Annotated in this window: 4 protein-coding genes; all 4 read right to left on the bottom strand. The window is 61.6% G+C overall.

What is annotated here, in order from left to right:
- Positions 1 to 568: 568 nt before the first annotated feature.
- The 4 genes from B3H65_RS02180 to B3H65_RS02165 all read right to left on the bottom strand — a co-directional run bounded on the left by B3H65_RS02180 (position 569) and on the right by B3H65_RS02165 (position 6,111).
- Positions 569 to 1,639, bottom strand: a complete 1,071-nt coding sequence (locus B3H65_RS02180) for a tyrosine-type recombinase/integrase (protein ID WP_286683951.1) — start codon at positions 1,637 to 1,639, stop codon at positions 569 to 571.
- A 215-nt stretch (positions 1,640 to 1,854) separates the two neighbouring features.
- Positions 1,855 to 3,273, bottom strand: coding sequence for a glucuronate isomerase (gene uxaC / locus B3H65_RS02175; protein WP_286683950.1), 1,419 nt, complete (start codon positions 3,271 to 3,273; stop codon positions 1,855 to 1,857).
- A gap of 3 nt (positions 3,274 to 3,276) precedes the next feature.
- A complete protein-coding gene (uxuA, locus tag B3H65_RS02170; RefSeq protein ID WP_286683949.1) occupies positions 3,277 to 4,374 on the bottom strand; it encodes a mannonate dehydratase in 1,098 nt (365 codons plus the stop codon).
- A gap of 114 nt (positions 4,375 to 4,488) precedes the next feature.
- The gene (locus B3H65_RS02165; protein ID WP_286683948.1) at positions 4,489 to 6,111 is read right to left on the bottom strand and encodes a mannitol dehydrogenase family protein; all 1,623 of its coding nucleotides are present in this window, start codon (positions 6,109 to 6,111) and stop codon (positions 4,489 to 4,491) included.
- Positions 6,112 to 6,360: the final 249 nt, after the last annotated feature.

Below are 6,360 nucleotides of genomic sequence, written 5' to 3'. Positions count from 1 at the left end.
AACAGATAATCGCCAGTTATCGAGCATCATGCGTTTCTCTACTTCGATCTCTGGGCCGACTCCCAAATAATCGCCGTAAAAAATAGGCACGATGCCGCACCGGTGTGATTAATCTTAACACCTAAATTTTGTTTGTCTACTATTTTCTTTTTACGTGGTAACGATTGTTCACATCTAGCACTCACAATAGGCCCTGCGGGCCGAGTACATCGCTGCTTGCGGTTTATAGCTGGAACTATGTACTGCTGTATATATATTGTGGTGCTTCCAGTTTCTTCATACTATAACGCTTCAAGTTAACTTCTGTGAAGTGGGTATGTTTTAAATTTTTAGCAACCCCTTTTGGCGCGCACAGCGTAAAGGTATTGACTCCTCACGTTTTAGGTTGGTTTTTCCCTGCTTACGCCACAGATAGCCACTACATTGCGGCTCTTCTCGTCCCCTTCTCTACTTCCCCCTACCCCTTATTTCCCTTGCTCACAGATGTTCCCTACATGATGTGTCCATACGTATATAAGGGCCGCACGCCTTTGCGTACGGCCCCTTGGCACAATCCCATAATTGGTTGCTATGCGATCATTTCTGTTGGTGGCTGTAAGGTGTTTTCTCCGCTCAATACATCTCGCGGATTATGCTGCTCCATAATGGTGCGCAATTTGGCGGAGGAAACATGCGTATATCGCTCGGTTGTTTTAACAGAGCTGTGCCCTAACAGCTGCTGTATGTAGCGAATGTCTACGTCTTGTTCTAGCAACGTTGTTGCAAACGTGTGACGGAACATATGGGGCGTTATATGAGCCTCTACCCCCACCTCGCGCGCACGCTTGAGTATTATCTTGCGCACCGCTTGGTCTGATATACGCTCTTTTGATCTATTGAGAAAGAGGGCCCGGCACGCCTCTGAGTTGATGTTGACGCCGGCCAAGGGCTTTCTTACCGAAAGGTAGTCGCTGAGCGCTACCACGGTATGGATAGATCCCAGCATAACGATTCGCTCTTTTGAACCCTTGCCAAAGATTCGCACCTGCCTGGCCGATATGTCGATGCTGTCCATATTGAGCGCGCAGAGCTCTGACACGCGTATGCCCGTGGCAATCAGCAGTTCCAGCACCGCTTGGTCGCGCAGCTCCAACAGCGCGCCAGTGGACGTGGTTGCCGGAGCCCCCGTGAGGTCCGGCTCTAACATGCGACGCAACTCACGCGGACCTATGGTGCGGGGCAGCAGCAGGGGCTGGCGTATATTGATGTCCAGATCATCGAAGGGGCTGGCGCTCATGAAGCCCTCGCGACGCATCCAAGTAGACCATGCGCGCAGAGACGCCAGCTTTCTGCGCACCGTGCTGGCGGCGTGCAGACCATTGAGGTAGACCATGTAGTCGCGCATGGACAGGCGGTTAAAGGGCTTTGTCCCCTCATCCAACCAGATGAGGAACTGCTCTATATCGCAGCTATAGGCCTTCACGGTCTTCTTGTCTAGACGGCGCTCGCCGCGGCACCTTACCAGATAGAGCGCGACCGCGTCCGTGAGCACCTCATACAGCACGCGGTCCGTGTCGCTGGGCGGATGCATAAGGCAGGCACGGTCCACCTCGCCCATCTCTTGTACGGCCCGCATCGCGCGTTCGGCTTCATCAAACATGGCACCCTCCTTGCGTGGTTTCCGGCAATGTGCACCCTGCGCGCACATTTTTCACAGGTACATGATGCCCAAGAAGGAGTAGGCCGGTATCTCACTTGGCGATGCCGGAGCGCAACGGTGGCCTGCACGCTGGCGTATTCGACCCGTTGCAGGCAAAAGGGTGCCGCACTTGAACGCGACACCCCTTGATGCAAGCCGTCTTGACTGGTTTTAGGTTATTCACGCAGCAGGCCAAGCTGATCGCGCGCGTTGTTGTGGCAGATGTCCCGGATAATGGATCCCAGGTACTCCTCGTCCTCCGGCAAGCGGCCCTGGTCGACCCACTCCCCCACCACCTGGCAAAGCACGCGGCGGAAGTACTCGTGGCGGGGGTATGACAAGAAGCTGCGCGAATCCGTGAGCATGCCGGTGAAGTTGCCCAAAAGGCCCTGGCTGGCGCACACGGTGAGCTGGTCGCGCATGCCGTTGTAGGTATCGTTGAACCACCAGGCGCACCCCAGCTGAAAGCGCTGGACCTGGCCATCGCCCTGGAACGAGCCCGCAAGGCTGGCGAGCGGCAGCACGTCGCCCGGATTGAGGCTGTACAGGATCACGCGGGGCAGGGCCGCGGTTTGCTGCGCGGCGTCGAACAGGCACTTGAGCTCGCGGGCTATGCCGGGCTGATCGCCCACGGAGTCAAAGCCGGCATCCGGCCCGATAGCGCGGAAGTTCACCGTGGAGTCGTTGCGGAAGCAGTTGGCGTGGATCTGCATGGTCCAGCCGCGCGCGGCGTACTCGCCCATAAGCGCCAGGGTGAGCGCCGTTTGGTACGCGCGCGCCTGCGAGGCATCCGGCGTCTCGCCGGCAAGGGCGCGGGCCACGATGCCATCTACCTCTTGGTCTGCGGCCGGCGCGAAGTAGAACGTGTTGGCGCCGTGGTCCGCCATGCGGCCGCCCGCCGAGTGGAAGTACTCCACGCGCTGCGCCGCCGCGGCCTTGAGGCTCGCCCAGTCCGTGATGGAGATGCCAGCCGCCTGCCCCAACGTTTGCAGGTAGCCCGCAAAACCGGGGGCGTCTATGTTCATGAGGCCGTCCGGGCGAAAGGTGGGCAGCACCGCAAAACCGTTCTGCTCTTCCTGGTCCGCCAACAGCTTGTGATAGGCAAGGTCGCTCGCCGGGTCGTCCGTGGTGCACAGGGCGTGCACGCGGCTGCGCTGGATCAAACGACGTGCACGGAAGTCCGGCGTGGCTAGCTGGGCATTGGCCCTATCCCAGATCTCTTGCGCGTTGGCGCGGCAGATGTGCAGGTCGATATCGAAGAAGCGGCGCAGCTCCAGATGGCTCCACTCGTAGATGGGGTTGCCGATGGCGCGCTCGATGGCGTCGACGAAAGCCAGGAACTTTGCGTAGCCATCGTCCCCGCGTATCACGTCCTCCGGCGTGCCGTTCGCCCGCATGAGGCGCCACTTGTAATGGTCGCCGAAGCCGCCGTCGTACAGCCACGCCTGCGCCAGGTTCTCGTAACCCTTGTTCTGGTAGATCTCCCGCGGTACCAGGTGGCAGTGGTAGTCGATGATGGGCATGTCTTCCGCGTAGCCGTGGTAGAGCCTTCGCCCCCACTCGCTGGTGAGCAGGAAGTCGTCGTTTAGCAGCATGCGCTATTCGCCCGCCTTGCAGCCGGCCTTCTCGAGGGCCTCCCACACGCCGTTGATGTAGGCGATGCCCAGCGCGCGGTCGTACAGGCCGTAACCGGGGCGGCCCGTCTCGCCCCAGATCATGCGGCCGTGGTCCGGTCGCATGTAGCCGGTGAAGCCGTTGTCATGCAGGGCGCGCATCATCTCGACCATGTCGAGCGAGCCGCACTCGCTGGGATGCGGGGCCTCGTAGAAGTCCTTGTTGCCGGGCTCCTCCGGGCTGATGTACTTGATGTTGCGCATGTGCACGAAGTGGATGCGGCCGCGGCGGGTGAACTCGGCCAGGATGGAGTAGATGTCGTTGCCGGGCTCCTCCGCGATGGATCCGCAGCACAGGGTGATGCCGTTGCAGGGGCTGTCCACGGCGTTGCAGAGCCAGTCCAGGTCCTCGCGGTTCTTGATGATGCGCGGCAGGCCGAACATGGAGTAGGGCGGGTCGTCCGGATGGATGGCCATCTTGACGCCGCACTCCTCGCAGGTGGGGATGATGGCCTTGAGGAAGTAGACCAGGTTCTCGCGGAGCCTGTCCTCGTCCACGTCCTTGTAGGCATCCAGCAGGGCACGCACCTGGGACAGGCGCTCGGGCTCCCAGCCGGGCAGGGTGAACCCGGCCGAGCCGTCGGCCACGGTGTCGATGATCTGCTGCGGATCGTCCGGGATGTTCTTGCGGACAAACGCCAAAGTGGACGAGCCGTCCGGCAGCTTGTAGTCCAGGTCGCTCTTGACCCAGTCGAACACGGGCATGAAGTTGTAGCAGATGACCTCGACGCCCTCCGCGGCCAGGTTGCGGATGGTCTCTTTGTACGCCTCTATATGCTGGTCGCGAAGCGGCGTGCCGATCTTGATATCGTCCGAGACGTTGACGCTCTCGATAACCTTGAGGGTGAGGCCGGCGTCCTCGACCATCTGGCGCAGCTGGTGGATGCGCTCGCGCGGCCAGACCTGGCCCGCGGGGATATCGAACAGCGTGCCCACGATGCCGCGGCAGCCGGGAATCTGGCGGATCTGCTGCAGGGTTATCTTTTCTTCATTTGCTCCGTACCAGCGGAAGGTGAGTTCCATGTTGGGGCTCCTTGTCTTGATGCGGCGCCTCGCCGCGAAGGGGATGCTTGTTAAGGGATAGGCACACGGGCGCTGAAAACCGCGCGAAACGGGCACGGCTTGAAGCCCGTGGCCTTACGCCATGCGCGCGGCGAGCACGCGGGCGACGGCGCCGGGGCCGGCGTTGAGCTCGCAGAACGCCCGCTCGATCTTCTCACCCAGACCCGCCTGATACAGGTCGCAGTCGAAGATCTCAGCGTTGGAAAGGATGGGCTCTACCGCGGCATGCACGGCGGCGGGGTCCGTGACGCCAAGCGCGACGCCGCCCTGGGCGAGCAGGTCCTGCAACTGCTCAAGCATGGGGTCCGGGCTGGGGGTGAACGCGGCGCCTTCATCGTCCACAGCCAGCAGATAGCGCAACCAACCGGCGATCACCAGCGGGACGCACTCGAGCTTGCCGGCGTCGAGGCCCGCCGCCGCGTACGCGTTGATGGTGTGGCCGTAGCGGATGGGCATCTTTTGCGAGGTGTCCTGCGCGATGCGCTGCGGGGCGTCCGGCAGCGCCGGGTTGGGTAGGCGGTGGGTTATGAGCGTGTCGATGAAGTCCTTGGGATCGATGACGCCGGGGTTGACCACCACGGGCATGCCCTCGTCATAGCCCAGACGCTCCACCAGGCGGCGCAGGTGCGGGTTGGCCATCTCGTCCGCGATCTTGGTGTAGCCCAGCAGGCAGCCGAAGACCGCCAGGGCGGTGTGCAGCGGGTTGAGGCACGCGGTGACCTTCATGGTGTCCGCGCGGTCCACGGTCTCGCGATCGGTGAGGATGACGCCGCCGGCCTCCAGCTTGGGACGTCCGTTGGGGAAGCCGTCCTCCACCACCAGGTAGCAGGTGCGCTCCGTGTTGGCGAAGCCGGCAAAGCTTACGCCTGTGCCCGTGGGGATCAGCGGCAGGTCTTCCCAGCCCTGCGCCTTGAGGGCCTCTTCCGTCGCGGGGGCGGGGTTTGGGGTGATGCGGTCGATCATGGACCAGGGGAAGCTCACGCGGTCCTTGTCCATAAGGTAGTCGACGTAGCCCTGCTGCACCTTACCCGCAGCCAGCCAACCTTGGGCGACCGTGAGCACGGCGTCGCGGAAGCGGCGGCCGTTTTGGGAGAAGTTGTCCGTGGACACCAGTGCGATGGGAGCGGCGCCGGCGGTATAGCGCGCCAGCAGCAGCGCCGCGACGATGCCCATGGTGCTCGCAGCGCCCGCGGGGCCGTCCACGATCTCCTTGGCCACGTAGGGGAAGAGCTCGCCCGCGGCGTTGCGCAGGGCGTATCCCTTCTCAGTGATGGTGAAGGTGGCCATCTGCAGCTCCGGGCTCTCAAAGTAGCGCACGAGCTGCTGATAGTCTTCCGCGCGCCGGGGATTGCCAAACAGGGCGCCGGCGGTACAGGAGAGGATGCGCTGATCGAGGGTTCCGTCCTCGTCCATGATCACCTGCAAGATGTCGCAGTTGTAGGGGCGATACACCTTGTCAACGGTAAAGGGCTGGAAGGTCTCGACCACCACCACGCCGCGGTCCATGCCGCCAGCGTCGATGACGTCTTGCGCCACCTGCGCGTGGAAGGCTCGGTACAGGTTGCCGCCGCCAAAGTGGATCCAGCGGGGCTGCTCGATGCCGGCCCGGCGCGTTGCCTCCACGTCCGCCTGGGGCAGGCGCACGCCCATGGCCGCAAGCTGCTGCGCGCCATCTTGCCAGTGCTTGAGTGAAACCATTCCCTCTCCTATCGTCCCGATGCCGGTGTTCCGCGCGAGGCCCGTGGTAAGGCAGCCTTGCGTGTCTGTAACAACTAGTATATTAGCTCGCTTTCCGTGAGCAGGCTACTCATTATTCTTGCACGTTTTAGCTGCTTGCTATAGAGGTGCGTATGCTGCCGATTTCTTATATTAGCAATCTGGTATATGAGTTGTAGAGATGCAATATACTGCAAGACGCGCAGGTAGAAAGCATTTTCTACTGCTAGA

Origin of the sequence: Collinsella sp. UBA1693 (assembly GCF_002320115.1) — a bacterium.
Classification (GTDB): Bacteria; Actinomycetota; Coriobacteriia; order Coriobacteriales; family Coriobacteriaceae; genus Collinsella; species Collinsella tanakaei.
This window is presented reverse-complemented; position numbering and strand designations above follow the sequence as displayed.